Here is a 25,125-nt window from a genome sequence, read left to right as displayed (position 1 = left end):
CCCGGCGGACCGAGCGGGCCGGCGAGCGGGGCGTTCCCGGCGGAGCCGGACGGGGCACGGAGCCGGGCCGCCGGCCCGGACGGGGCCGGGGAGGCGGCCGGCGGGCCGTACGACGCGCTCGCGGGCGACCTGTTGTCGCGGGTGCTCAGCACGCTGCTCCGGGAGGACGCCTACGGGCTGCGCACCGGAGCCAGCCCGGAGCGCCGCGCCGACGGCGACTGGTTGCGCCTCGCCCTGCCGGACGGCCCGGTGTCGTTGCCCGTCGAGGCCGACGGCTTCCAGTGCGAGGTGCGCGCCAGGCGCCCCGTCCTGGAGACCGAGCACGGCACGCTGGCCGGGCTCGGACCCGTACTCGGCCGGCTGCGGGCCGCGGTCGACCCCGTGGACCGGCCCGGGTTCGACGCCTTCGTCGCCGAGGGCGAGCAGGAGGCGGCCACCCTCCGCCTGCACGCCGAGGCCCGCCCCGACGTGCTGCGCCAGATGGCCGCGCGGTACGGGCCGCGACCGGCCCGGCACTGGCGGGGCCTGGCCGGCTCCCTCGCGTACGACACGCTCGCCGCCCACCGCGACCACCCGGTCTACCCCACCGCGCGCGCCAGGCCAGGCCTGGACGTGGCCGGGCTGCGCGCGCACGCGCCGGAGTTCCACCCCGCGTTCGCGCTGCGCTGGGTGGTCGTGCCGCGCGCGGCGGTGCGCGCGGGCAGCGGTCCGCTGCCCGCCTGGTGGCCCGCGCCCAGCGCGCTCGGCCACACCGGCACCGACGGCGACCACATCGCCCTGCCGGTCCACCCGCTCACCGTGGGCCCGCCGCTCACCGCCGCGCTCCGCGCGGCCGGCCTCGCCGGTCGGGCGCGTCTCGCGCCCCGGGCGTGGCTGACGGTGCGGCCGACGCTGTCCATGCGGACCGTCGCCCTCGTCGACGACCCCGCCGTCCACCTCAAGCTGCCGCTGACCACGGCGACCCTCGGGCGCCGCAACCGGCGCACCATCAAGCCCGGCACGCTCACCGACGGGGCCGCGGGCCAGCGGCTGACGGCGACGCTGCTCGCCCGCGAGCCCCGGTTCGCGGACAGCGTCCTGCTCGCCGACGAACACACCTACCTGCACGCCGGGCACGAGCTGCTCGCCGCCCTGGTGCGCCGCTACCCGGCCGGGCTCGACCGGGCGCAGGTGGTGCCGCTGGCGGCGCTGGCCGCCCGTGGCCCGGACGGCTCGCTCGTCGCCGACGCGCTCGCCGACCGCTTCTACGGGGGCGACCTGCTGGCCTTCGTCGACGCGTACTTCCGGCTGCTCTTCGACTGGCACGTCACCTGCTTCGGCTACGGCGTGGGGCTCGAAGCCCACCAGCAGAACACCTCGCTGGTGCTGGACGAGGCGGCGGGGCGCACCCGGCTGCGGCTGCTCGTCAAGGACCACGACGGGCCCCGGGTGCACCGGGCCCGGCTCGCGGCCCGCCTCGCCGCCGACGGCCCCACCGCCCCCGCCACCGACGCCCCCGCCACCGGCGCCCCGAACGGCGCCACCGCGCCGGAGTCGCTCGGCTTCGACGACCCGCGCATCCTGGTCGACGGAGACGGGCCCGTCGCCGACGTGTTCACCACCATCGCGGTGCACCTGTGCGCCGGGGCCCTCGCCTTCGAGCTGGCCCGCGCCGGCCGCGCCCCGCTGGCCACCCTCATCGACCTGTTGGTCGACCGCCTCACGGAGGCGATCGACCAACTGGGCCCGGCCGCCGCCCCCGCGCCCACCACCGGCCCGACCGCGCTCGCGGCGCCCGATGCCGTGCTCCGCGCCCGGGTGCTGAACGCCGACCGGCTGCCGGTCAAGGCGATGGTGACCGCGGGCACGCTGCTCGCCAAGGAGCGTTCGGGGGCCGCCGACGTGAACAAGCACTACGTCAGCGGCCCCAACTACCTGCTGCGTCCCTCACGCTGGAGCCGCTGAATGTCATCCACCCTGCCCCGCCTCGCCGCCCCGGCCCTCGCCTCGGCCGACGAGGTGGTGGCCCACACCCTGCTCAACTGCCTGCTGCGCGAGATGTCGGGCCCGGAGCGCCACACCGCGGTCAGCGAGGGGCACTTACAGCTCCGCATGCCGCGCAGCGGCGTCCTGCTGCGCGTCCGACTGCGCCGCACCTCGCTGATCGGCGCGCACCGCTTCACCGGCCCCGTGGCCGAGCGCCGCGGCGACGCCTGGGCCGAACTGTCCTGGCGCGGCCTCGCCGCCCGCGTGGACCGGGAGCTGCGGCTGCGCACCGGGGTGGCCAACGACGAGTTCATCGAGCAGGTCGGCCTCAGTCACGCCGGCATCACCGCCGCGCTGCGACACACGACCGCCGACCCGGACCGCGCCGCGCTCCCCACTCCACCCACCGGCGCCGACCACCCGGGCACTCCACCCGCCCCGGTCACCGGCACGCCGGCCCGCGTCCCCACCCAGGACCCGCCCGCCTCGGCCGGGCGGCCCGCCGGGCCGCCCCCGTACGGGCGGGGCGCGCGCCGCGACCGGAACCTGACCTACCTCGCGTCCGAGCAGTCGCTGCTGTTCGGCCACCGGTTCCACCCCACGCCCAAGGCCCGCTCCGGCAGCGCCGACGGCTGGCGCCGGTACGCGCCCGAGACCGGCGCCCGCTTCCCGCTGCACCACCTCGCCGTGCGCGCCGACCGGGTGCGGCAGGAGGCGGTGTCCGAGGACGCGTTGGCCGCCCTCGACCGCCAGCGCCCGGTCCCCGACGGCTACCTGCCCCTGCCGGCGCACCCCTGGCAGTACGCCATGCTGCGCGACCACCCCGCGCTGCGGGCCGCCATCGCCCGCGGCGACGTCCGGGACCTGGGCCCCGGCGGTCCGTGGTTCACGCCGACCGCGTCGGTGCGCACCCTCTACGACGGACGCGTGTTCCTGAAGTTCAGCCTCAACGTGCGGATCACCAACTGCCTGCGGAAGAACGCCGAGTACGAACTGGCGGGCGCGGTGGCCCTCACCGAGCTGCTGGAGCCGGTCGCCCGCGACCTCGGCGCCCGCTTCCCCGGCTGCGAGCTGCTGCGCGAGCCCGCCTACCGCACGCTCGCGCTGCGCACCGGCGACCCCGGCGCCGACCGCGAACTGGCCGAGGGGTTCGGCGTCATCGTCCGCGAGGGCCTGACCGACCGGCTGGCGCCCGACGTGACCGGGTTGCTGGCCGCCGCCATCGCCGACGAGTACCCCACCGGAGGCGCCCAGATCGGCCACCTGCTCGCCGCGCACCCCGCGGGTGCCGGGCCGGAGACGGCGCTCGCCTGGTGGGAGGCGTACCTGCGGCTCCTCGTTCCGCCCGTACTCGCGGCGTACTTCGACCACGGCGTGGTACTCGAACCGCACCTACAGAACGTGGTCGTCGGCGTGGACGGTGACAACTGGCCGCGCCAGGTGCTCTTCCGCGACCTGGAGGGCACCAAGCTGCTGGCCGCGCGGCACGCGGGCACCCTCGCGGCGCTGCCGGCCGACGTCGCCGGGCCCATGACCTACGACGCCCCCCGCGGCTGGGACCGGGTGGTCTACTGCCTGCTGGTCAACCATGTCGCGGAGTTGCTCGCCGCACTCGCCGACCTCCACCCCACACTCGAACCCGCGCTGTGGCGGGCCGTGCGCCAGGTCCTCCTGGAGCGCTCCGCCGCGCACGGTGAGCCGGCGCCCCTGCGCGCCCTGGCCGCCGGGGCCCCGCTGCCCGCCAAGGCCAACCTCCTCACGCGGTGGGGCCGCAAGGCCGACCGAGAGGCCGGGTACGTTCGCATCGGTTCACCGCTCGGCTCCGCGCTGTTGTCCGAGGCCGCCCGCGAGGCCGCCGCCACCCTCCCCTGGAGTCCCGCATGACCTACCCGTACCGACCCCGCTCGACCAGCCCCGACCCCGACCCCAGCCCCGACCCCGGTTGCCGCCCCGACGCCCCCACCGCACCGCTCCTCGACCCGGCCGACGCCGCCCACGAACTGGTCAGCCCGCGCGCGCTGACCCACGTACGCGGCCTGCCGCCGGACGACCTGCCCGCCTACGTGTACGACCTGGACGGACTCGAGGCACACGTCGCGGCCGTCCGCAGCGCGCTGCCGCCCGCCGTGGAGCTGTACTACGCGGCCAAGGCCAACCCCGCCGCCGAGATCCTGCGCGCCATCGCCACCCACGTCACCGGCTACGAGGTGGCCTCCGGCGGGGAGCTGGCCCACGTCGGGTCCGCCGTGCCCGGCGCGCCGCTCGCCTTCGGCGGCCCGGGCAAGACCGAGGCGGAGCTGCGCCGCGCCCTCGACCTCGGGGTGCAGCGCTTCCACGTGGAGAGCGAGCACGAACTGCGGCTGCTGATCGGCCTGGTGGCGGCCCGCCCCGAAGCGGACGCGCGCCCGGTCGGCGTCCTGCTGCGGGTCAACCTGCCGGCCGAGCCGGGCGCCGGTCCCGCCGTGGCGGGCCACGGCGGCCCGCGCGAGGCCGACAGCGAACACGTCCCGACCCAGCGGGTGGCCCCCGAGTCAGGCCCGGGCGCCAGCCCCCGGCCGGCGCTGGCCATGGGCGGCCTGCCCAGCCCCTTCGGCCTCGACCCGGACCAGCTCAGGCGCCTACTGCCGGCCTTCGCCGAGGAGGGCGCGGCCACCCGGGCGGGCCTGCGACTGCGCGGCATCCACGCCCACCTGGCCAGCGGGCTCGGCGCGCGGGCCCAGCTCGCCGTGGCCGACCGGATCGTGCGCTTCGCCCGCACCCTGGCCACCGAGGCCGGCCCCTGGTTCGCCGCGCAGCTCACCGAGGTCAACGTGGGCGGCGGCATGGCCGTCGACTACGGGCGCCCGGGCGAACGCTTCGACTGGGCCGCTTACGGCACCGGGATCGGCGAACTCGCGGCCCGATACCCGGAGTTCACCCTGCGTATCGAGCCGGGCCGGGCGCTGGCCGCGTACTGCGGCTGGTACGTGACCGAGGTGCTCGACGTCAAGCACAGCCAGGGGGAGGCGTTCGCGGTGCTCCGCGGCGGCACGCACCACCTGCGCACCCCCGCGACCAAGGGCCACGACCAGCCGTTCGCCGTGCTGCCCGTGGACGAGTGGCCCCGCCCCTGGCCTCGGCCGGCCGCGACGGGCGAGCCGGTCACCCTCACCGGCCAGTTGTGCACCCCCAAGGACGTGCTGGCCACGCGGGTCCCGACGGAGCGACTGCGCGCCGCCGACCGCGTCGTGTTCGCGCTCGCCGGCGCGTACGCGTGGAACATCTCCCACCACGACTTCCTGATGCACCCCCGGCCCGTCTTCCACTACCTGGGCAGCGCCCCGTACTGACCGGCGGCCCGGCTCGCGGTCCGGCCGGGGAAAACGGGTGGTCCGCGCGCCCGGCGATGGGGCAGTGTCGAGCGCCGGCCACCGCACGGCCCGGCCGGGCGCCAGCCTGCCCCGCCGGGGCGCGGGGCGGACATCGGCGTACCCGGGCGCGAGCGCCGGCGCACGGTTCGTACGCGAGAGAGGACGCACATGGCACACACCCTGCTTCCGGGTGGCACGGTGACGGTCAGGCTCGTCAAGGGGGAGCGGCCCAAGGTCAGTTACCCGGCCGAGGTGCTGGGCGACGACGGTGAGCACGTCGTCGTGCGCGCGCCGTGGGCCGGCGCGGGCGTCCGGGACTTCGGCTTCGTCCGCTTCGAGCCCGGCGACGTGTTCACCGAGCACTACTGGCGCGACCGCTGGTTCGCCGTCAAGGAGGTCCGCGCCGCGAGTGGCGAACTCAAGGGCTGGTACTGCGACGTCACGCGGCCGACCCTGGTCGAGGGCGACACGCTCGTGGTCGACGACCTCGACCTGGACCTGTGGCGCTCGGCCGACGGCGGCACGGTGCTCCGCCTGGACGAGGACGAGTTCGCCGAGAGCGGCCTGACCGAACGCGACCCGCACGCGGCGGTCCGGGCCCGGGCCGCCCTGGACGCGTTGGAGGAGCTGGCCCGCGCGGGCGGCTTCGACGCGCTGCTGGCCGTCTAGCGGCCCGCCACGTCCCGGCCGGACCCCGGGGGCTCTGGCCGGCCGTGGCGGCGTCCAGCGGGCCGTGGCGGCCGGCATACGGCCCGTGTCACGGCGGCGGGGGAGCGGCGCGGCCCCGCGCCGCTCCCCTCGCGCGGGTGGGCGGACGCTCAGGCCACCCACCGGTAGCGCCGCTCGGGCCGCCCCGTCCCCCCGTAGCGCAACGTGACGTCGGCCCGCCCCGTCTCCGCGAAGTACTCCAGGTACCGGCGCGCGCTCACCCGGGACAGCGTCCCGGCCGCCGCGCACTCCGAGGCGGACAGCCCCTGCGGATGCTCGCGCAAGACCCGCTCCACCAACTCCGCCGTGTGCTGCGCGAGCCCCTTCGGCAACTCCCGCGAACCCGGCGGCCGGGTACCGAAGATCTGGTCCACGTCCTCCTGGCTCGCCTCGTCCAGGCCCGCCAACCGGCTGCGCAGCGCGCCGATGTGCCGCAACTGCTCCTGCAGGGCGCTCTGGTGGAACGGCTTGATCAGGTAGTAGAGCGCCCCGGAGCGCAGGGCGGTGCGGATGGTGTGCGCGTCCCGCGCCGCCGTGATGAACAACGCGTCCACCTGGTGCCGCGGGTCGCGTGCCCGCAACTCGCGCAGCACGCTGAGCCCGTCCATGTCCGGCAGGTAGACGTCGAGCAGGACGAGGTCGGGCCGCAGTAACTCCGCGGCGCGCAACGCCTCCGCGCCGCTGTGGGCCACTCCGGCCACGGTGAACCCCTCCGTGGCCGCGACGCAGCGGCTGTGCAGTCTGGCGACCATGAAATCGTCGTCCACGACCAGGACTCTGGTCATCGACGCCCCCCTTGCTTGTGCGACCCGCCCTGGAGCGGGCGGTGGCTGTGCTCTTCCCCCGTGGCCGACGTGAACTCAACGACCACAACGTCTTTTAATACCGGAAGCGAGACAATGAGGTAACCCACGGGCAGCATGTGGGCCACGTCACGGCCTCCCCGACCGTGCGAGGCGGTCGGTGTTCCCCCCGGCACCGACTGCCTCGTCCCTTCTTCCGGAACCGCTCCACCCTCCCCGTTCTCCCCGCCGTGCGGCGCTCACCGCGACCGCACCACAGACCACAACCCCCGGCCGAGCCCCGCTCCCCCCTCGCGGGGCACGGCAGTTCCGCCCTGGCGCGTTTCGAACCCCCCCCTCCGCGCGCCAGGGCGGATTTTTCCTGCGCTGGCGTCCTCGCGGCTCCGGCCGTCGCGTCTTCGGGCCTTCGGGCCTTCGAGTGCGGACTCAGGTGTGCGCGGGGCCCGGTGCGCGGGGCTGGGGGGCCGGCCTGAGCGCCGTTCGTCGGAGCCTGTGGGCGCCCGGTTCCGGTGCCGCCCGCGCCGGCCTGGCGGCGCCGATGCACCGAGTTGACCTCGCCGCGTACCGATCGGTACAGTCGCCTGCGTACCGATCGGTACGCGTGGCGGGCGGCCCCAACGGGCGCGCCGTCGCCACGCGTCCGCGCGGGGCGCGACAGCGGGCCCGCGCAGCGAGGAAGGGGCGCACGGATGGTCGACGGCAGCGGTACCCGCTCTCCGGCGGGCGAGCGGGTCTGGCGCGCCGCCTGCGAGCTGTTCTCCCGCGAGGGCATCCGCTCGGTCGGCGTGGCCGAGATCGCGGCGACCTCCGGCGTCGGCAAACCCAGCCTGTACCGCAACTTCGGGTCCAAGGACGACCTCGCCATCGCCTACCTGCGGGCCCAGGCGGTCGCCGGGCTCGCGTCGTTCGAAGCGGCGGAGCGGGCCTGTCCCGACGACGACCTGGCGCAGCTTCGGCACGTCATCGCGCGGGTCGCGGGGGAGATGGGCACGCCCGGCTACCGCGGCTGCGTCGTCGCCAACGCCGCGATCGAGTTCCCCGACCGGGACCACCCGGTACGGCAGGCCGTCGACGAACTCAAGGCGGAGTACCTGCGCCGGCTGACCGCGCTGGTCGCGCGGCTGCCGGTGGACGACCCGGACGGCCTGGCGTACACGCTCCAGACCCTGATGGAGGGGGCCAGCGCCACCGCCCAGTTCCACTCGGTCGAGCGCTCCCGGGCAACACTGATCGAGGCCGCGGACCGCGTCATCGCCTCCCACCTGCGGGAGTAACCGCGGCTCCGCTGCCGCGAGGTCGAACCCCTCACCCTGACCGGCCCCGCCCGTCGCCTTGAGCCGCCGGGCGTCGCCCCGCGCTGCCGCACGCCCGGCACCCACTCGTCCGCGCCCCACGTATCCGCGCACCCGCTGTCCAGCGCGCCCACTTCACGGCGTTATATGCGCGTTTATCACCCCAGCCACTCAGTCATCAGTCACCCAGTCACCCAGCCGCTCACTCACCGAGCCAGTTACTCACTCACTCACCCACCCACCAGGAGTGCCTCATGACCATGACCGACCTCAGGCCGGAGTACGCCGAGCACCTCATCCGCTCCCGCCGCGCCGTGCGCGCCTACCGGCCCGACCCCGTGCCCGACGCGACGTTGCGGAGCGTCTTCGCGCTGGCCGGCGCGGCGCCGTCCAGTTCCAACACCCAGCCCTGGCAGGTCGAGGTCGTCAGCGGGGCCGCGCGGGAGCGGCTCAGCCGCGACCTGCTGGCCGCCGCCGACGCGGGCCGGCTGTCCCTCGACTTCGCGTACGACGACGCCATGTACACCGGTGTCCACCAGGAGCGGCGCAGCCAGGCCGGCGCCGTGATGTACCAGGCCATGGGCGTCGCCCGGGACGATCTGGCCGGACGGGCGGCGGTGAACCGGGAGAGCCTGCGGTTCTACGGTGCCCCGCACGTCGCCCTGCTCTTCATGCCGCCGGGCGCCGAGGAACGCATGGCCAACGACGTCGGCATGTACGCCCAGACGCTGCTGCTGGCCATGACCGCGTACGGTGTGGCCAGTTGCCCGCAGGGGCTGCTCGGCTTCTACGCGGACACCATCCGCGCCTCGCTGGGCATCGACGAGGGCCGGCTGATGTACGGCATCTCCTTCGGCTACGCCGACACCTCGTCCCCGTGGAGCAACATCCCGGTGCCGCGCGCGGAGCTGAGCGAGACCACCCGCTTCCACCGCTGAACCGCTAGCCCGACGCCGCCCCCGCCTCCGGAAGGGCGGACGGGGCGCGTGCGGGGGGCGGCGCGCGATGCGTCAGGATGGGTTCCATGGCTGGCTCACCGCCGCAACCTCTGTCCCTGCCCGAAGAGTTCGTCCTCCTCTCGCACCGGGAATCCGGTCGCGTGCACGAGACCAAGCAGACGTCCTACGGCTGCGCGGCTGCCGAACTCGGCGAACTCGCGCTGCGCCGCGCACTGCTGGTCCGCCCCAGGAAAACCCGGAAGCTCGGCATCGAGTTCTACGGAGGCCCGGGCGAGATGGAACTGCTCGCCCCCGGGCCCACCGGCCTCGGCTGGGCCGACGCCCTTGTGGCCGAGCTCGTACAGGCCACCGCCACCGCCACCGCGCCCAAGCCCGTCACCGCGCGCCGTTGGCTCCGGCGCCGCGGCAGCGCGGCGCTCTCCTTGCACCGCGCCGCGCTCACCGAACGCGGCCTGCTGCACCACAGGCCCGGCGCGTTGTTCAGGAAGGAGCGGTACTACCCCGAGCGCGGCGCACGCGACGCGCTGATCAACGTGGTCCGTGCCGCGTACGACGGAAGAGGCCCCCTCGACGCCCACCTGCTGTTCCTGTGCCAGTTGGTGGAGAGCGCCCAACTCAAGCGGGACTTCGGTCTCACGCGCTGGAGACACCAACACATAGACAGCTCCCGCGTCCCGGCGCCGCGACTCCCCGAGGACCTGCGAGACACGTTCAACGCGCTGCGCACGTACGTGCCCAGCCGCGAGCAGTGACGCCACCGTGGCGCACTCGCCACGTTACGCGATCATCACTCGCACGCTACGGTCGCCTGCGAGGCGACCCCGAGGTGCTGCCTGAGGAGGCTGCGGATGGCACGAGTGAACCTGCGTGCCGCGTTCATGAGCGGCATGGAGTCCACCGTTGCTGCACAGCAGGTGTTCACCAACAGAACCAACGAGGTCACCGCCTTCGGCCGGTCGCTGGAAGCCCTCCACCGGCGGCTGGACGAGGCGTCGATCTCACCGGTCGTCGACCGCGCCCAGGGGCGTCGCAACGTGCTGACCTTCTACGGGGTCGGGGGCATCGGCAAGACGACGCTCTCCCACGAACTGGAACGACGCTTCCTCGCCGACGCCCAGGCCGAGGGACACGACGACGCTGTGTCCGTACGCGTCGACGTCGCCGAGGAGGGCGCGACCGACATCGAGACACTGCTGCTGCGGCTGCGGGCGGGGCTCGGTCAACTGGGCGACCGCTGGCCCGCCTTCGACCTGGCGCTGGCCTCGTACTGGGCCCGTGCCCACCCCGGTGAGGCGTTACAGGAGTTCCTGGACGCCTCACCGGCAATGCGCCGCGCCTCGCGCAACGTCGGGCTCAGCGAACAGATGGCGGCGAGCATCAGTCAGGTCGTCCCCTCCGAGGTCGGCGGCCTGGCGGGGCTCGCCCACCGCGCGGCGCTCGGCACGTACCGGGCCATCCGGGACCGGGTGCGGGAGGGGCGGTTGCTGGCCGACTGCGAGCTGTTCGCGGAGTTGGTCGAAGCGGACGCCGACTACGAGACCCTGTCGTTCTTCCCCTACCTCCTGGCCTGGGACCTGGAGCGACAGCCGAGGCAGGGCCGTCGACCACGGGTGTGCGTCTTTCTCGACACGTTCGAGGTCCTGGGCGGCCGGCCCGACCGCACGGCGGAGCGGTTCGTGCAGCGCTGCGTCTACCTGATGCCCAACGTGCTCTACGTGCTCACCGGCCGGAACCGGATCGACTGGGCCGACGGGCACACGAGCGGCGAACTGGACTTCACCGGCCCCGAGCGCTGGCCGCAGTTGCACTTCGACAACGACTCGGCCGAGCCGCGCCAACACCTGGTGGGATACCTCTCCGACTCCGACGCCGACAGCTACCTCCGGGAGGCGCTGACCCGGGGTGGCGAGCCCGCGATGCCGGCCGCGGTGCGCGAACGCATCATCTCCGGCGGCGGGGGACTTCCGCTCTACCTGGACCTGTCCGTGTCGCACTTTGTCGAGCTGCTGGCGCGCGGCGGGCAGCCGTCGGTCCGGGACTTCGGCGGCTCGTTCACGGCCGTCGCCGCCCGCTCGATCAGGGACCTGTCACCTGAGGAGCGCCACCTGGTGCGCACGGCCGCGCTCATCGACCGCGTGGACGCCGACCTGTTGCGGGCCGGGCAACCCGCGCTCCCCGACGGCTCCGTGGCGCGCTTCCTGCGCCGTCCGTTCCTGACCCACGACGACGCCCACGAACTGCCCTACTCCCTGCACCTGGCCCTGCGCTCCGCCATCAAGGAGGCGGACCGCGGGCTCGCCGACGGGTGGTCACACCGCGACCGGCAGGAGGTGGCCGCCCGCCTGTTGCGTCGGCTCGGCGAGCGCGTGGGGCCGACCGCCAGCCGGGCCGCGACGGCACAGGCGCTGGAGTCCGGGCTGAGGCTGGCGGCCGACCACGGCATCTTCGACGACTGGATGGCGCTCGCCACCCAACGCCTGGTGATGGCCGGCCAGTGGATGGAGGTGGGGGCCGGCCTGTCCGACGCCGCCACGGGGGTGCCCGAGTTCACGGCCATCCGCACGGCCATTCGCGGCGTCCAGCTGCGGCGCACCGGGCGAGCCCAGGCGGCCGTCGACGCGCTGACCGACGCCGCCACCGCGCTGCCCCCGACCAGCGTGACCGCGCAGCTCGTACGCCTCCACCTCGCGCACGCCCTGCGCAACCACGGCGACTACACCGGCGCGGCGGCGATCTACCGGGACCTGCTGGGCGGCGAGTTCGACGGCGCGGCCAGCTACTGGCTCTGTGACTACGACTACCTGGGCGGACGGTTCGCTACCGCGCTGGCCACGCTGCGGGAGCGGCGCAGCCGGGACGCGGCGGACGAGGGGGAGCGCCTGCGGCTGATCGGGCACGTCTGGCGGGTGAACGCCCGCTTCGCGGAGGCCACGGCGGCCTACCGGGAGGCGATCGAGCTGGCTCGCGGACACGGCCTGGCGGCTGCCGAGGCCAAGGCGCTGGCCAACCTGGCCCAGACGGCCTGCTGGTCGGGGGAGACGGCCACCGTCGCCGAGGCGGCGGCCCACGCCCGGGCGCTCCTCGACCTCGTGCCCAACCCCGTCGAGCTCGTCAAGATCCGCTCGGCCGAGGCGGTGGTCGCGGCCGTGGCCGGGGACCAGGACGCGGCCCGGCAGGCGGTCGAGGACACGCGTCACCTGGCGGACTCGATCGGCTACCGGGGCGGCCACAACCTCGCGGACGTGGCCGAGATCCTGCTGCGCGTCCGCGCAGGCGACCAGGAGGGCGCCCACCGGCTCCGCTCCGACCTCGACGCGCGCACCCGTGCCTCGGGCGGCAACACCTACTGGGTCCCCGTCGTCTCCTCCTGGCTCGCCGGCGCCGAAGCCGCGGACCACCACCACGCTGACATCGAGTGGGTGGACGGACCCGCCGCGGCCCTCGGGCGGTGGGCCGCAGTGGTCGGCTCCCCATGACGACCTTCCGGCACGCAGAACCCCCAGCCGATCAGCCGCACCGCGGCGGACCACTCCACGGCAGGAGCACCTCCACGTCATGAGCGACACGAGCGACGTCGTACGCGTCGGCCTGGTCGGAGTCGGGATCATCGCGGGGACGCACCGCGACGTCCTCGAAGACCAGCCCCGCGCCACGTTGGAATTCACCGTCGACCCGCACGTCAGGGAGCCGATCGACTTCCGGGGGACCAAGCCCCCGCACTACGCGAACCTCGCCGAGGCGCTCGCGGCACACCGGCCCGACCTGATCGTGTTGGCCACGCCCACCAGCACGCACGCCGACCTGGTCACCGAGGCGCTCACCCGGTCCACGGCCCGGGTGCTGGTCGAGAAGCCACTGGTGCACGACCTGGCCTCGCTGGCCCGCCTACGCGCCCTGGCCGAAACCCACGACGTCGCCGCCCGCGTGTTCACCGCCCACCACTTCGCCTTCTCGCCCGAGGTGCGCTGGGCCGCCGACCTGCTCGCCGCGCACCCGGAGTGGGGGCCGATCACGAGCATCACCTCGGCGTTCTACGACCCCTACGTCCTCCGTGGCGAGCAGGCATTCGCCTCGTACGGGTCCAGTTGGACGGACTCGGGAGTGAACCAGCTCAGCATGCTCGCCCGCTTCGTCCACCTCACGGCGCTGACCTCCGCGCGGCAACTGGACGACGGAGCGAGTGCCTGGTGCACCGCCGCGTTCCGCTCGCGCGGCGCGACGGGCAGCGCCAGGCTGCGTACGAGCTGGCGCACCGGCTCCAGCAGCAAGGAGACGGCGCTGACGTTCGGCCACGGCGACGTGGAGCTGTGGATCGACCACACCGCCATGACCGGCTTCGCCGCGCGCGGCGACACGCTCCTCGCGAGCTACGGCAACGACGGTCAGACGCCCCGGAAGATCGCCCACTACCGGCCGCTCTACGCCAGTCTGCTCTCCGCCGACCCCGACCCGGTCCTCGGCTTCGAGACCGCCGTCACGGTCACCGAACTTCATCACGCGACGCCCGCGCCCGACACCGACCCGAACCCGGGATCGGGGCCGGAACCGACGTAGGCCCGGCCGCGTGGGCTCGTCGGGCTCAGCCGCCGGCGCTCGTGTCACGCCGCCACACCCGCACCGTGTTGTCCCGCCGACTGGCCGGCTGCCCGTCCGGGCCGGTGAGTTGGCGGTCGTACGTCGTCGCCACCCGCACCTCCCACTCCTGCGGCGGCAGCGCGAGGTCGGCCAGGACGTCGTCGGGGGTGGGGAAGACGACGTGCGGGTCGGGGGCGGTCTCCCAGGACGGCCAGCCCGCGTGGCCGACGACCAGCAGGGTGCCGCCCGGCGCCACGGCCGCGGCGGCGGTGCGCAGGATCTGGCCGCGGGGCAGCTCGACCGGTGAGTGCAGGAAGTGCGCGGAGACCAGGTCGAAGGTGCCGGTGGGAAAGGAGCGGGCCAGGTCGTGCCGGTGCCATGCGACGCGGTCGTCGACGCCGACAGCCCTCGCGTGCCGCGCGCCGCGCAGCAGCGCGGTGGGGGAGACGTCGACGGCGGTGACCCGCCACCCGCGCTGGGCCAGCCAGATCGCGTCGGCCCCCTCGCCGCAGCCGAGGTCGAGGGCGCGGCCGGGCGGCAGATCGGCCGCCTCCGTGCGCAGGGCGACGTTGGGTTCGCCGCTGAACAGCCGCTCGCCCGCCCGGTAGCGGGCCTCCCAGAACTCCTCGGCCGCGCCCTCGTCGGACGGGGTGGGCCCGGTGCCACCGGATGATCCGGCGGCCTTCCCGGTGATCTCCTCGGTCATGGCGTACTGCCCTTCGTCGCAGGGTGGGGCACGGGCCAGGCGCGGGCGTGCGCCGGCCGGGCGTCGCGCCGCGCGGGCCCGGTGCCGCGGTGGTGGGGCCACCCTGCGCCGGACGGCGACAGGTTGACAAAGAGCTTTGCCAAGGCAGCAAATGGAACCATGGGTGACGAGAGCCTGGAGCACGTTCTGACCGCCGTGGGGCCGAGGCTGCGCGCGCTGCGCACCGGTCGTGGCCTGACGTTGGCCCAGTTGGGCAAGGAGACCGGAATCTCGCTCAGCACGCTCTCCCGGCTGGAGTCGGGGCAGCGCGAGCCCACGCTCAAGCTGCTGCTCCCGCTGGCCAAGGCGCACGGCGTGCCGCTGGACGAGCTGGTCGGCGCGCCCGCCACCGGGGACCCGCGCATCCACCCGCGCCCCTTCACCCGCCACGGGCAGACCTGGATTCCGCTCACCCGCTTCCTGGGCGGGCTGCACGCGTACAAGCAGATCCTGCCGGTGCGCCCGCCGGACCAGCGCGGCCGGCCCGAGCAGGGCAGCCACGAGGGGTACGAGTGGCTGTACGTCCTCTCCGGCAAGCTGCTGCTCGCGCTCGGCGACCACGACCTGATCATGGGCGCCGGCGAAGCGGCGGAGTTCGACACGCGCACCCCGCACGGCGTCGCCAACGCGGGGGACCACTCGGTGGAGTGGCTGGCGTTGTACGGCGCGCAGGGCGAGCGGATGCACGTACGGGCCCGGCCCGCCAGCTCCTAGGGCGAGCGGCCCGCGACCCCCGGGCACGCCCGCCGCCGGGGGACGGGCGACCGGGCGGGGCCGGAACCGGTCAGACCAGCGACCGAAAGACCCGGCGTTCCCCCTGGGCCGGCTCGTAGCCGAAGCGGCGGTTGATGGCCAGCATGGGCTGGTTGTCCGCGTCGTTGCTGGTGAAGGCGGCGGTGAAGCCGGCGGCTCGGGCGCGGTGCAGCGAGGCGGTCTTGACCAGCGTGGCCAGGCCCCGGCCCCGGTAGCCGCGGCGGGTGCCGGTCATGCCCGACTGGTAGCGGTCGCGGCGGTCGGTGTGGGCGACCGTGTACGCCGCTATCGCGCCGTCGACCAGGGCCGCCATGGACAAATCGCGGTCCAGCGCCGGGTGGTCCCAGTACATGGCGCGCCACCGGGCCAGGTCCGGGGCGGCCCCGGCGAGGTCGCCCGGCTCGTCGGCGGTGGCCTCCACGTCCGCCTCGTGGAACTCGGCGACGCGGTCCGCCAGCTCCGCGACCGTGCGCAGCTCCACGCCGGCCGGCAGGGCCTCGGCGTCCGGCAGGGGCGGCAGTTCGGCCGTCGTGAGGTCGAGCCGCTGGAAGACGGAACCGCGGCTGAGCTGGTAGCCCCGGCGCTCGGCGAACTCCAGGCAGTGCGGCTCGTCCAGTGCCCATACGTAGAGCGACGTCGCGCCCTCGGCCGCCAGGTAGCGCTCGGCCTCGGCCAGCATCGCCGTGCCCACGCCGCGCCCCCGCGCCTCCGGGTGCACCGAGGGGTTGCTGAACGAGCGGCCGGGCTCGTCGGCGTCGGGGGCCAGGCCGGTGTGCGCGGTGGCGACGATCCGGCCATCCCACTCGCCGACCAGCAGCCGGTACCGCTGCGCGGCGGGGGCGTGCGCCACCTGCCACGCCACCGTTTCGGGCGTGTTCACCATGAAGGGGATGGCGGCACGGCGCACTTCGGCCACTGCCACGGCGTCTTCGGGCCGAAAGTCTCGAACGATCACAGTCATGGGGCAGCACGGTACGGGTCCGCGCGGCCCGTCGCCCCCGCATTTTTTCGGGACCGCGGTGGCTCCGGGTGGGCGGCGGAACACTCAGGTCGGGGTGGGCGTACGGTGACGCCGCGACCTCCGCCGCCCGCCGATCAGGCGCCCGACGGAGCACCGTACCGACGGGGCAGCGTCGCGCTCGGGTCCGTCCCGGGAGTGGCCGATCGAAGGAGCACCGCGCTCACGTGCGGAATCACCGGATGGATCGCCCACGACCGTGACCTGAGCCGTGAACAGTCCACCCTCGACGCCATGACGCGGACCAGGGCCTGCCGCGACCCCGACGCCGGCGGCACCTGGCTCGACGCGCACGCCGCGCTCGGCCACCGGCGGCCCGCCGTCATCGACCCCCGGAGACGCCCATCCCATGGCCGTCGCCGCGGACGGCGCGACCCGCCAGGTCCGCGCGTACAGCCGACGCCGTGGCCGACCCCACCGGGGGCCGGCCACGGGCCAGCACCGAACTCGCGCTCGGCCTCGACGCGTGGCTGCGGCGTGATGACGTCGCGCTGAAACTGTGACCCCGGCACGGTGGCCCGTGCGCGGCCCGCCAACGGGCCCTGGCGACAATGGGGCGTTGGCCCCCATCCCGTCAGGAGCACACCTCGTGACCTTGTTCATCATCGTCGAGCCCGCCAGCAGCACCGCGCCCTTCGAGCAGGTGCGGGCCCAAGTGGCCGAGCAGGCCAGGAGCGGCGCGCTGCCCGTCGGCTACAAGCTGCCGACGGTCCGCGGCCTCGCGTACGAACTCGGCCTGGCGGCGAACACGGTGGCCAAGGCGTACCGCGCCCTGGAGGCGGACGGCGTGATCGAGACCCGGGGCCGGCACGGCTCGTTCATCGCCGCCGCCGGGGAGGCCGCCGAACGCGAACTGGCCAGCGCCGCCGAGGCGTACGCCCGCCGCGCCCGCCACCTGGGCCTGGACCAGAAGACGGCGCGGGTGGCGGTGACCGACGCGCTACGCGCCGCCTACTGCGACGACTGAGCGCCACCCGCCGGTCCCCGCCCCCGCCGGACCAGGCCCTCGCCCCTACCAGCCCCTCACAGGTACAGGCCCGCGTCGGAACCGGACGCGGGGGCCGGCACGGAGGCCGGGGCCGTGCCGCGGCGCAGGGCGAACAACTCGGCCAGCGTCGAACCGTCCCGGCCCACCCCTCCATCGGTGCCCAGCCAGTTCACCGCCTCCGGGCGGGTCAGCGCGCCCACCTCGATCCGGGCCAGGCAGCGCCCCGGGCGCACCACGGCCGGGTGCAGCCGCTCCAGGTCCTCGTTGGTCGTGACGCCCACCAGTACGTTGCGGCCCTGGCCCAGCAGCCCGTCGGTCAGGTTCAGCAGCCGGGACAGCGCCTGCCCCGCGGTGTGCCGGGCCTCGCCGCGGATCAACTCGTCGCAGTCCTCGAGCAACAGCAGCCGCCAGCGCCCGCCGGCCGTGCCGTCGTCCTCGCCGATGGCGATGTCCATCAGATAGCCGACGTCGTTGAACAGCCGCTCCGGGTCGAGCACGCAGTCCACCTGACACCAGTCCCGCCAGGCCCGCGCCAGGGTGCGCAGCGCGGAGGTCTTGCCGGTGCCCGGCGGGCCGTGCAGCAACAGCAGCCGCCCGGCGATGTCGTCCGGCGTGACCTTCATCAACTGGTCCATGGCCGTGGCCACCGGGGCCGTGTAGTTGCCGCGGATCTCCGGCCAGGTGCCCGCCGAGATCTGCCGCGTGGTGCGGTACGGGCCGCGCCGCGGCGAGACGTACCAGAACCCCATCGTGACGTTCTCCGGCTGCGGCTCCGGCTCGTCCTCGGCGTCCTCGACCGACTGCCGCAGCACCTTCTCGGCCAACTCCTCGGCCACCGCCGTCACGGTCACGTCGGCGCCCCGGTTCCACCGCGAGACCAGCATCGTCCAGCCGTCACCCTCCGCGAGGGTGGCGCTGCGGTCGTCGTCGCGGGCCGAGCGCAGCACCCGGGCGCCCGGCGGCAGCAGGGTCAGCCCGGACTTGACCCGGTCCACGGAGTGGCTGCGCGCGAAGGGCTGCTCGCCGGTCGCGAACCGGCCCAGGAACAGGGCGTCCACCACGTCCGACGGCGAGTCGCTGTCGTCGACGTTCAACCGGATCGGCAGCGCCAGCTCGGTCGGCGTCATGTCCGACTCGCGTGGGCCGGCCCCCTTCGCGGGCCCACCGGCCGAGCCGGACGCCGCGGCCCCGCCCGCGGCGAGCCGATCGGCCTTCTTCGTCTGCTTCGGTGGCCTGGGCGCACCGTGGGGAGTGTTCGGGCTGGTGGGGCTGGTCGGCAGGGCCTGCCTCCGGGAATCGTGCTGGTGGTCGGCGCACATGCGGCCATGATCCGTCACCCGCGCCCCGCGCGCACGCAATTACGCAACTCCCGCGCCCCGCCCGCGCGCGACTGGCCGGGCCGGGCCGGGCACGCCGCCGCCGCCCCCGGTTCAGCGGCCGGCGGCGCGCGGGTCGCTCCGTACGCGGGCGCGACCGGATCAGCCGTGGGCCCTGGCCGCGCGGCCGGCCACCAGGTGGCGCCGGAGGCGCCGCGCGCAGGCCACCAGGAAGAGGAGGAGGCTCAGCAGGCCGACGACGACCACCCCGCCGCGCGCGGACCACGTCTGGAGCGCGAGCATGACGTGGGCCACCGCGAGGTCGAGCGCCACCGCGCCGGCCACGGCCAGCACCGGGCGGCTGAGCGGGTCCACGCCGCGCAGCGCCGCCGCGATGGCGGACGCGGGCGCGACGACGAGGAAGAAGAGCGTGAAGGGGGCGCGCAGCGACGACGCGATGTCCGCGAAGGCGAGCACCGCGCCCACGCCGCCGATGCCGAGCATCGCCCCGGCGACCAACGGGAGGGACGCCGGCGCCGGCCGCTCCTCCCGATCGTGCTCGGAGTCGTACTCGGGAACGTCCTCCCGCGCGCCGTCGTGAGCGGCGTTCTCCTCCGCGTTCCGCGATGCCCGCCGCGTCGCCCGCCCTGCCGTGTGGTGTGGTTCGGCCGCTGCCGCGTACTCCGTGGAGCCGTGCGCGACGTGCTCCGTCCCGCTGTCCGTGGTGTCTCGTGCCGTCAGTCTCTGCATTGGCGACTTAGCCCCCCGAAGCGCCGGATGCCGGGCCTTAATGTCGCGCAGTGTACGGATGCCCGTCAAGGCGGGTTAAGCGTCCCGAACACGCCGTGAACACGCGTCCGTTGACCGGTCCTGGCCAGGCCACCCCGCGCCCGCGCACGCGCCCCCGGGCACCCGCCGTCACCCGAGCGGGCCATCGGGGGCGCGTGCGCTTGGGCCGGCGCGGGCCTGGAACGAGAGGGCCGCGCCGGCGTGCGCGGGGTGGTCCGGGGGCCGGGCGGGGTGGTTACGACACGACCCGCAGCAACTTGTTCGGGGTTCCCGGACCGGGGTTGATCACCACGCCGTTGGTCGCCCCGTCCAGCACCGCCTTGGCGACCTGCGCGGGGCTCGCGGTCGGGTGCAGGGCGCCGTAGATGGCGGCGGCGCCCGCGACGTGCGGGGTGGCCATCGAGGAGCCGGACAGCGTGCTGGTGGCGTCGTCGCCGGTGTGCCAGGCGCCGGTGATGCCCACGCCCGGCGCGAACAGGTCGACCGCCGAGCCGTGGTTGGAGGACCGGGCGGCGGTGTCCGTCTTGTCGACGGAGCCCACGGTGAGCGCCTCCGTGACGCGGGCAGGGGAGAAGTTCTGCGCGGGCGAGGCGGAGTTGCCGGCCGCCACGGCGTAGCTGACGCCGCTCTTGATCGAGTTGCGTACGGCGGTGTCCAGGGCGGTGTTGGGGCTGCCGCCCAGCGACAGGTTGGCCACCGAAGGGCCGCTGTGGTGCCGGGTCACCCAGTCGATGCCCGCGATCACGCCCGAGATCGAGCCGGAGCCCTGGTCGTTGAGCACCCGGACCGCCACCACCCTGGCCTTCTTGGCGACCCCGTGCGCGGTGCCCGCGACGGTGGAGGCGACGTGGGTGCCGTGCCCGTTGCCGTCCTGGGCGACGTCGTCCCCCTCGGCCGCGTCGTAGCCGTTGACCGCCCGGCCGCCGAAGTCGCGGTGGCTGATCCGGACGCCGGTGTCCACGACGTACACCGTGGCCCCGCCGCCCGCGCTGTCCGGGTAGGTGTACTTCTGGTCCAGCGGGAGCGCGGGCTGGTCGATCCGGTCCAGGCCCCAGGAGGGCGGGTTGTGCTGAGTGGCCGTCGCCCGAACGACGGAATCCTGCACGACGGTCGCCACCGCGGGATCGGCCGCCAACCGTCGCGCGGCTGCCGCCGGTAGCTGTACGGCGTACCCGTTCAGGGCCGCCGTGTAGACGTGGCGCACCGTGCCGCCGTAGCGGGCGACCAGCGCCGCGCCGTCGGCGGACCTGGCCAAGACGCCGGGGCGCAGCGTGACGACGTAGCTGCCGGGCAGCGCGTCGGGGCTGTCCGTGCCGAGCACGGTGCCGACGTCGGTGCCCGGCGCGTCTACCTGGGGCGCGGCATGGGCGGGCAGGGCGACGGCGAGGGTGGCGACGGCGGCCAGGGCCGCGGTGCGGGCCGCTGCCAGGGGTCTGTGAGGTCTGCGGGGCGTGCGGGATTGTGCCATCGCGAGGGTCCTCCTCATCGGTGGCGCGTCGGTGGGGCACGCGCGTTGTGGGAGCGCGCACACGGGGCGTGCGCGCGTGCCGGGCGGGACTCCACGTCCGGCCAGAGTGAATATCTCCCTCCCCTTCGGTGCCGAACAAGACCTCTGACGACATGACATATTCATGCCATGCGGCCGTAATTCGGCGGCGGAACGGGGTAGAAACCATGCGCAGCACACGTCCCCCCTGCGCGAATCAGGTGGGCCCCCACGGCGTACCGGCTCCCTGGCCGCCCCGCGGGCGCCTGTCTACGCGCGTCCATGGCAGCAACTCTGTCCAGGAGGCCCCCCATGAGACTCACCCGGCTCGTGTCCGCCGCGTCCGCCGCGGTCCTGACCGCCACCCTCGCCCTCACCGGCGGCCAGCTCGCGCAGGCGGCCGACGCCTCGGTCGGCGCCCAGGCGGCCGGCGGCGACTACGTGGCCCTCGGCGACTCCTACTCCTCCGGTGTCGGCGCCGGCGACTACGACAGCGGCAGTGGCGACTGCAAGCGCAGCAACCGCGCCTACCCCAAGCTGTGGGCCGCCAAGAACGCGCCCGCCAGCTTCCACTTCACCGCCTGTTCCGGGGCCGTCACCGGTGACGTCCTGAACAAGCAGCTCGGCCCGATCAACTCCGGCACCGACCTGGTCAGCATCACCATCGGCGGCAACGACGCCGGCTTCGTCGACGTCATGACCACCTGCGTGCTCCAGTCCGAGAGCGACTGCGTGAACCGGGTCAACACCGCCCGCGCGTACGTCGAGAAGACGCTGCCCGGCAAGCTCGACGCGGTGTACTCGGCCATCAGGAACAAGGCCCCCAGGGCCCGCGTCGTCGTGCTCGGCTACCCGCGCTTCTACAAGCTCAACGGCACCTGCGTCGTCGGCCTCACGGAGAAGGAGCGCTCCACCATCAACGGCGCGGCCGACCTGCTCAACTCGATCACCGCCAAGCGCGCGGCCGACCACGGCTTCGGCTACGGCGACATCGCGTCCCGCTTCGCCGGCCACGAGATCTGCTCGGGCGACGCGTGGCTGCACAGCGTGACCTTCCCGATCGGCGACTCCTACCACCCGAAGGCCGCCGGTCAGTCGGGTGGCTATCTGCCCGCCTTCAGCTCGGCCATCTGACCCACGGCCCGGCCGACCCCGGTCAGGCACACCCTCTCCCCGCCGGCCCGCACCCGGCGGGGGGAAGGCGTCCGACGGGCGGGCGTACGGCGGACCGGTGTGCGGGCGCATCGGTGTCCCAGAGGGCGCCAATCGGCCGTACGAGCGCGCCACGCTGGGAAAACGTCTGTCAACCTCCTTGACGCCACCGTGAATCCGAGGTGTGGGATGCATGGGTGACGGCAGGGGGAGGTAGGGTTACTCTGCCCGGGGCGGGTGCCTACGACGGGTGGGGAGTGTCATGGAGCAGATAGCAATGCGAAGCAGGCCACGAGTGCCTGCGATCAACTGTGGGAGCGGCGCGTCCAGTGCGCGTCTCGACCGCCACCTCGCGGTGCTCGGCGGCCCAGCGGTGCCGCAGCGCGAGGCGGAGGGCGCCACGGTGCTGATGCAGGAGTTGACCGCGCGCGACCACGCACGCACGAAGAAGAGCCGGGGTGCCCGGGTGTCGCTGTTCGCGCCGCTGCGGCGACTGCGGCGTTCGCTGTTCGGCAGCCGAGGCTGACCGACCGGACGCTGTGCCGCGTTCGACAGACGAGACTCCTTCACCCCCGCTCGTTCCCGATCGAATCGGTCCGGCCTGGGTACGCGACCAGGCCGGACAGGCGTCCCGCAGCCGCCACGGCGTGAGCGGGCCCCGGCCGACCCCAGCCGTCGCCCCGCCCGGTGGTTCCGCTCAGGCCACCCGCGCCGCCTCCTTCGCCCGCGCCCGTCGCGCCGGTCGGCCGCCGATCCGTCGGCCCCACGCTGTGCCGGCCGCGCCCGCGCGGTGAGTGCCCTCCGCCAGGTGGCCCCGGTACGTGCCAGGCGACCCCGCGTTCCCCCTGGCCCGCCTCCGGCGTCCCGGGTGCCGGCGCCGCCGGCGCGACGCGGCCTCACAGCAGCGCGAACTGGCCCTCCGGTCCCTCCTCGTGGTGGTCCAGGACCGACGCGGGCCGTCGGGTGGCATCCGGAACCGGCAGCACGCCCGCGTCGGCCAGCTCGCCCGCCGCGATCAGCGGCCCGTCGGCCAGCTCCTTACGCAGTTGCCCGGCCGGCTCGCGCAGTTCGGTCAGCAGGGTGAGGACCGTGATCAACTCCAGCAGGTCAGACGTCCACTCCTGGGGCCAGTCGCGCGGTCCGATGGCGTCCAGGGTGCCGGCCGGGCCGGGCGTGGCGCGCCGCTCGAACCAGCTCTCCAACACCCGTACCCCGCCGCTGTGGTACTCCCACGCGGCATAGGCCACCGGCGAGATCCGGCCGTTCCCCAGGCAGAGCGCGCCGTCCTCGGGGTCGTAGCTCAGCGCGTCCGGAGCGAGCGGGCCCGCGAGCGCGGCCCGCACGTACGGACGCTGACCGCCCGGCAGCCGAGGCCGACCGGCACCCGCGGTGGCCGCGCCCGCGACCCCGGGCGCCGGGCCGCCGCGGGCGCCGCGGGTGTGGAGCCACACCCGGCGTCGGCCGAGCGCGACGCCCGCCTCCCAGAGGTCGGGGGAGGCGGTCAGCGGCACGGTCGTCGCGCCCTCGGGCCCGCGCTGCGCGACGGCGGCGATCCAGGCGAACAAGTCCTCGGCCGCGACCTCGCGTCCGAGCCGGCGGGCCAGGTGGGCGAGGAGCCCCGGGGCGACGTTGGGCTCGCGGGCGCCGGGGCGGCGGTAGAGCGGGCGGATGCGGCCGGGCCGGCCCGCGGGGGAGTACCCGTCGGGGAGCAGCGCGGCGAAGGAGAGTTCGGCCTCCGTCAGGGGTGGGCCGGCCGGCGGCGTGCCGCTCCCGGCCGGCCGCGGGCCGCCGGCCGGCGTCGTGGAGCGCGGCGCGGGGCCCGGTGCGCCGGGTCCGGGTGCGTCGGCCGCCGCTCGGGTGCCGCGCTGGCCGGTGCGGGGCGGTGCCTCGCGGGCCGGTTCGAGCAGGTGGACCTGGTGCTCGTCGGCCACCCGCCACAGCTCGGGCCTGGCCGCGTCGATCAGCCGGTGATCGGGGATCAGCCACTGCTGGTCGTAGGGCCCGTGCGCGATCCGTACCGGCCGCGGGCAGCGGCCTCGCTCACGGGCGAACCTGGTGGTGGCGCCCGGCTGGCCGGGGAGTTGGGCGACGGCGGTGTGCGGCGTACGGGCCCGGGTGGGGTGGAACAGGGCCGTACGGTCGGCCTCGTCGTCGGCGCGCAGCAGCCGGTCCCAGCGGGCCGCGAGCGAGGCGGCGTCGGCGGCCAGCACCCAGGACCGCCCGAGTCGCAGCGGCGCCACCGACCACGGCATCACGTCCGCCAGCTCCGGCGCCTCGCCCCCACCGGCGTCCGTTACCGCCACGGCAGCCCTCCCCGACGTCTGTGCCTCCAGCATGGTAGCCATGCCCGGCGCGGGTCCGGGCCGGCGCCGGCGCGCGGTCGAGCCGCCGCGCCGGTCGCGGCGCGCTCGCGCGCGGAGGGCGCCGCGCGGGGCGGGGTGTGGTGGGGGCGTGGAGCGGACGGGGGTCAGTGGGCGTCCAGGGTGACCGTGAAGGAGAAACGGTCACCCCGGTAGCGGATACGGGCCACGTCCACGATCTCGCCGTCCTCGTCGTAGGTCAGGCCCGTGTAGTGCAGGATCGGGCTCAGCAGCGGCACGTTCAGGAGCCCCGCCGTCTCCGGGTCGGCGAGACGGGCCTCGACCGTGTCCGTGATGCGGCTGATGCGCACCCCGACCGCGTCCCGCAACACCTTGGTCATGGGCCAGCGGGTCAGGTCGTCGAGGTCGATCTTCTCGGCGATGTCGGGCCGGATCAGGTTGTGGGCCCAGTTGGTGGGCTCGCCGCTCTCCTCCTCGCAGCGCAGCCTCCGGTAGCCCACCGCCTCGGTGCGGCCAGGGAAGTGCTCGGCGAGGTCGGCCGGGATCGGCTCGGTGCCGTGGCCCAGCAGCGTGGTGCGCTCACCTGACTGCTGGGCCACTATCGCGTCCACCGAGCCGAGCAGCCGCACCGGGGCGCCGCGCCGCGCGCTCGGCTCGATGAACGTGCCGCGCCGCCGGTGCCGGCTGATCAGCCCCTCCGCCTCCAACTCCTTGAGCGCCTGCCGCATGGTGAGGACGCTGACCCCGTAGTGCTCGGCCAACCGGTCCTCGGTGGGCAGCCGCAGCGGCTCCTCCGGGCGGCGGCCCAGTATGGAGGCCCGCAACGACTGCGACACCTGGTACCAGAGCGGCAGCTTGCGGTTCAGGGCGAGCGAGTCGGGAGCGAAGGTGGTCACGTTGGCTCC

Annotated in this window: 21 protein-coding genes; 13 read left to right on the top strand and 8 right to left on the bottom strand. The window is 74.9% G+C overall.

The features are described from left to right. Positions 1 to 141: 141 nt before the first annotated feature. The 4 genes from H7H31_RS05375 (at position 142) to H7H31_RS05360 (ending at position 5,984) form a co-directional block, all read left to right on the top strand. Positions 142 to 1,944, top strand: a complete 1,803-nt coding sequence (locus H7H31_RS05375) for an IucA/IucC family protein (RefSeq protein WP_232110241.1) — start codon at positions 142 to 144, stop codon at positions 1,942 to 1,944. Beyond that, the gene (locus H7H31_RS05370; protein WP_232109696.1) at positions 1,945 to 3,849 is read left to right on the top strand and encodes an IucA/IucC family protein; all 1,905 of its coding nucleotides are present in this window, start codon (positions 1,945 to 1,947) and stop codon (positions 3,847 to 3,849) included. Next, positions 3,846 to 5,294, top strand: coding sequence for a type III PLP-dependent enzyme (locus H7H31_RS05365; protein ID WP_187117792.1), 1,449 nt, complete (start codon positions 3,846 to 3,848; stop codon positions 5,292 to 5,294). Before H7H31_RS05370 ends, H7H31_RS05365 begins: the two co-directional genes overlap by 4 nt. Before the next feature lie 189 nt (positions 5,295 to 5,483). Beyond that, positions 5,484 to 5,984 (top strand): DUF402 domain-containing protein, encoded by a 501-nt coding sequence (locus H7H31_RS05360; RefSeq protein WP_187059908.1) that lies wholly within the window; start codon positions 5,484 to 5,486, stop codon positions 5,982 to 5,984. A 149-nt stretch (positions 5,985 to 6,133) separates the two neighbouring features. Here H7H31_RS05360 and H7H31_RS05355 read toward each other — a convergent pair whose 3' ends face one another. After that, the gene (locus H7H31_RS05355; protein ID WP_176164787.1) at positions 6,134 to 6,808 is read right to left on the bottom strand and encodes a response regulator; all 675 of its coding nucleotides are present in this window, start codon (positions 6,806 to 6,808) and stop codon (positions 6,134 to 6,136) included. Positions 6,809 to 7,515: 707 nt separating this feature from the next. On the opposite strand from H7H31_RS05355, the gene H7H31_RS05350 reads away from it, so the two are divergent. From H7H31_RS05350 to H7H31_RS05330, 5 genes are all read left to right on the top strand, one after another. Then, positions 7,516 to 8,100: a TetR/AcrR family transcriptional regulator gene (locus tag H7H31_RS05350; protein ID WP_187061467.1), complete on the top strand. Its 585-nt coding sequence runs from the start codon at positions 7,516 to 7,518 to the stop codon at positions 8,098 to 8,100. A gap of 272 nt (positions 8,101 to 8,372) precedes the next feature. Continuing rightward, complete coding sequence (locus H7H31_RS05345) at positions 8,373 to 9,056, top strand: nitroreductase (RefSeq protein ID WP_197995948.1); 684 nt, start codon at positions 8,373 to 8,375, stop codon at positions 9,054 to 9,056. 86 nt (positions 9,057 to 9,142) lie between these two features. Further along, positions 9,143 to 9,829 (top strand): GOLPH3/VPS74 family protein, encoded by a 687-nt coding sequence (locus tag H7H31_RS05340; RefSeq protein ID WP_232109695.1) that lies wholly within the window; start codon positions 9,143 to 9,145, stop codon positions 9,827 to 9,829. Between the two features lie 96 nt (positions 9,830 to 9,925). Continuing rightward, positions 9,926 to 12,553: a tetratricopeptide repeat protein gene (locus tag H7H31_RS05335; RefSeq protein ID WP_187061465.1), complete on the top strand. Its 2,628-nt coding sequence runs from the start codon at positions 9,926 to 9,928 to the stop codon at positions 12,551 to 12,553. 79 nt (positions 12,554 to 12,632) lie between these two features. After that, entirely contained in the window at positions 12,633 to 13,631 is a 999-nt protein-coding gene (locus H7H31_RS05330; RefSeq protein WP_187061464.1) for a Gfo/Idh/MocA family protein, read from the top strand. Positions 13,632 to 13,656: 25 nt separating this feature from the next. On the opposite strand, the gene H7H31_RS05325 is transcribed toward H7H31_RS05330, so the two are convergent. After that, positions 13,657 to 14,358: a class I SAM-dependent methyltransferase gene (locus H7H31_RS05325; protein WP_187061463.1), complete on the bottom strand. Its 702-nt coding sequence runs from the start codon at positions 14,356 to 14,358 to the stop codon at positions 13,657 to 13,659. A gap of 159 nt (positions 14,359 to 14,517) precedes the next feature. On the opposite strand from H7H31_RS05325, the gene H7H31_RS05320 reads away from it, so the two are divergent. Then, positions 14,518 to 15,111, top strand: a complete 594-nt coding sequence (locus H7H31_RS05320; protein ID WP_187061462.1) for a helix-turn-helix domain-containing protein — start codon at positions 14,518 to 14,520, stop codon at positions 15,109 to 15,111. A 70-nt stretch (positions 15,112 to 15,181) separates the two neighbouring features. Here H7H31_RS05320 and H7H31_RS05315 read toward each other — a convergent pair whose 3' ends face one another. Beyond that, the gene (locus H7H31_RS05315) at positions 15,182 to 16,033 is read right to left on the bottom strand and encodes a GNAT family N-acetyltransferase (RefSeq protein WP_308284231.1); all 852 of its coding nucleotides are present in this window, start codon (positions 16,031 to 16,033) and stop codon (positions 15,182 to 15,184) included. 724 nt (positions 16,034 to 16,757) lie between these two features. On the opposite strand from H7H31_RS05315, the gene H7H31_RS05310 reads away from it, so the two are divergent. Continuing rightward, positions 16,758 to 17,135, top strand: coding sequence for a GntR family transcriptional regulator (locus tag H7H31_RS05310; protein WP_176164794.1), 378 nt, complete (start codon positions 16,758 to 16,760; stop codon positions 17,133 to 17,135). A 56-nt stretch (positions 17,136 to 17,191) separates the two neighbouring features. Here the strand turns inward: H7H31_RS05310 and H7H31_RS05305 are convergent, their stop codons facing one another. From H7H31_RS05305 to H7H31_RS05295, 3 genes are all read right to left on the bottom strand, one after another. After that, positions 17,192 to 18,283, bottom strand: coding sequence for a DUF5925 domain-containing protein (locus H7H31_RS05305; RefSeq protein WP_187061971.1), 1,092 nt, complete (start codon positions 18,281 to 18,283; stop codon positions 17,192 to 17,194). A gap of 351 nt (positions 18,284 to 18,634) precedes the next feature. Continuing rightward, on the bottom strand, positions 18,635 to 19,222 hold the full coding sequence (locus H7H31_RS33690) for a hypothetical protein (RefSeq protein ID WP_232109694.1): 588 nt from the start codon (positions 19,220 to 19,222) through the stop codon (positions 18,635 to 18,637). Positions 19,223 to 19,496: 274 nt separating this feature from the next. Beyond that, on the bottom strand, positions 19,497 to 20,729 hold the full coding sequence (locus H7H31_RS05295) for a S8 family peptidase (RefSeq protein ID WP_197995947.1): 1,233 nt from the start codon (positions 20,727 to 20,729) through the stop codon (positions 19,497 to 19,499). Positions 20,730 to 21,059: 330 nt separating this feature from the next. Here H7H31_RS05295 and H7H31_RS05290 point away from each other — a divergent pair, with 330 nt between their 5' ends. Then, entirely contained in the window at positions 21,060 to 21,881 is an 822-nt protein-coding gene (locus tag H7H31_RS05290) for an SGNH/GDSL hydrolase family protein (protein WP_187061969.1), read from the top strand. A gap of 280 nt (positions 21,882 to 22,161) precedes the next feature. After that, a complete protein-coding gene (locus H7H31_RS05285) occupies positions 22,162 to 22,425 on the top strand; it encodes a hypothetical protein (protein WP_176164798.1) in 264 nt (87 codons plus the stop codon). Between the two features lie 370 nt (positions 22,426 to 22,795). Here H7H31_RS05285 and H7H31_RS05280 read toward each other — a convergent pair whose 3' ends face one another. Next, positions 22,796 to 24,151 (bottom strand): type ISP restriction/modification enzyme, encoded by a 1,356-nt coding sequence (locus H7H31_RS05280; protein WP_232110240.1) that lies wholly within the window; start codon positions 24,149 to 24,151, stop codon positions 22,796 to 22,798. Between the two features lie 215 nt (positions 24,152 to 24,366). After that, positions 24,367 to 25,116 carry a GntR family transcriptional regulator gene (locus H7H31_RS05275; RefSeq protein ID WP_176164800.1) on the bottom strand — a complete coding sequence of 250 codons (750 nt, stop codon included), beginning with the start codon at positions 25,114 to 25,116 and terminating at the stop codon, positions 24,367 to 24,369. Positions 25,117 to 25,125 lie beyond the last annotated feature (9 nt).

Origin of the sequence: Streptomyces buecherae, from assembly GCF_014295035.1 — a bacterium.
In the GTDB taxonomy this organism is placed as follows: Bacteria; Actinomycetota; Actinomycetes; order Streptomycetales; family Streptomycetaceae; genus Streptomyces; species Streptomyces youssoufiensis.
Note: the sequence above shows the minus strand (reverse complement) of the source record. Positions and strands in the feature narration are given on the sequence as shown.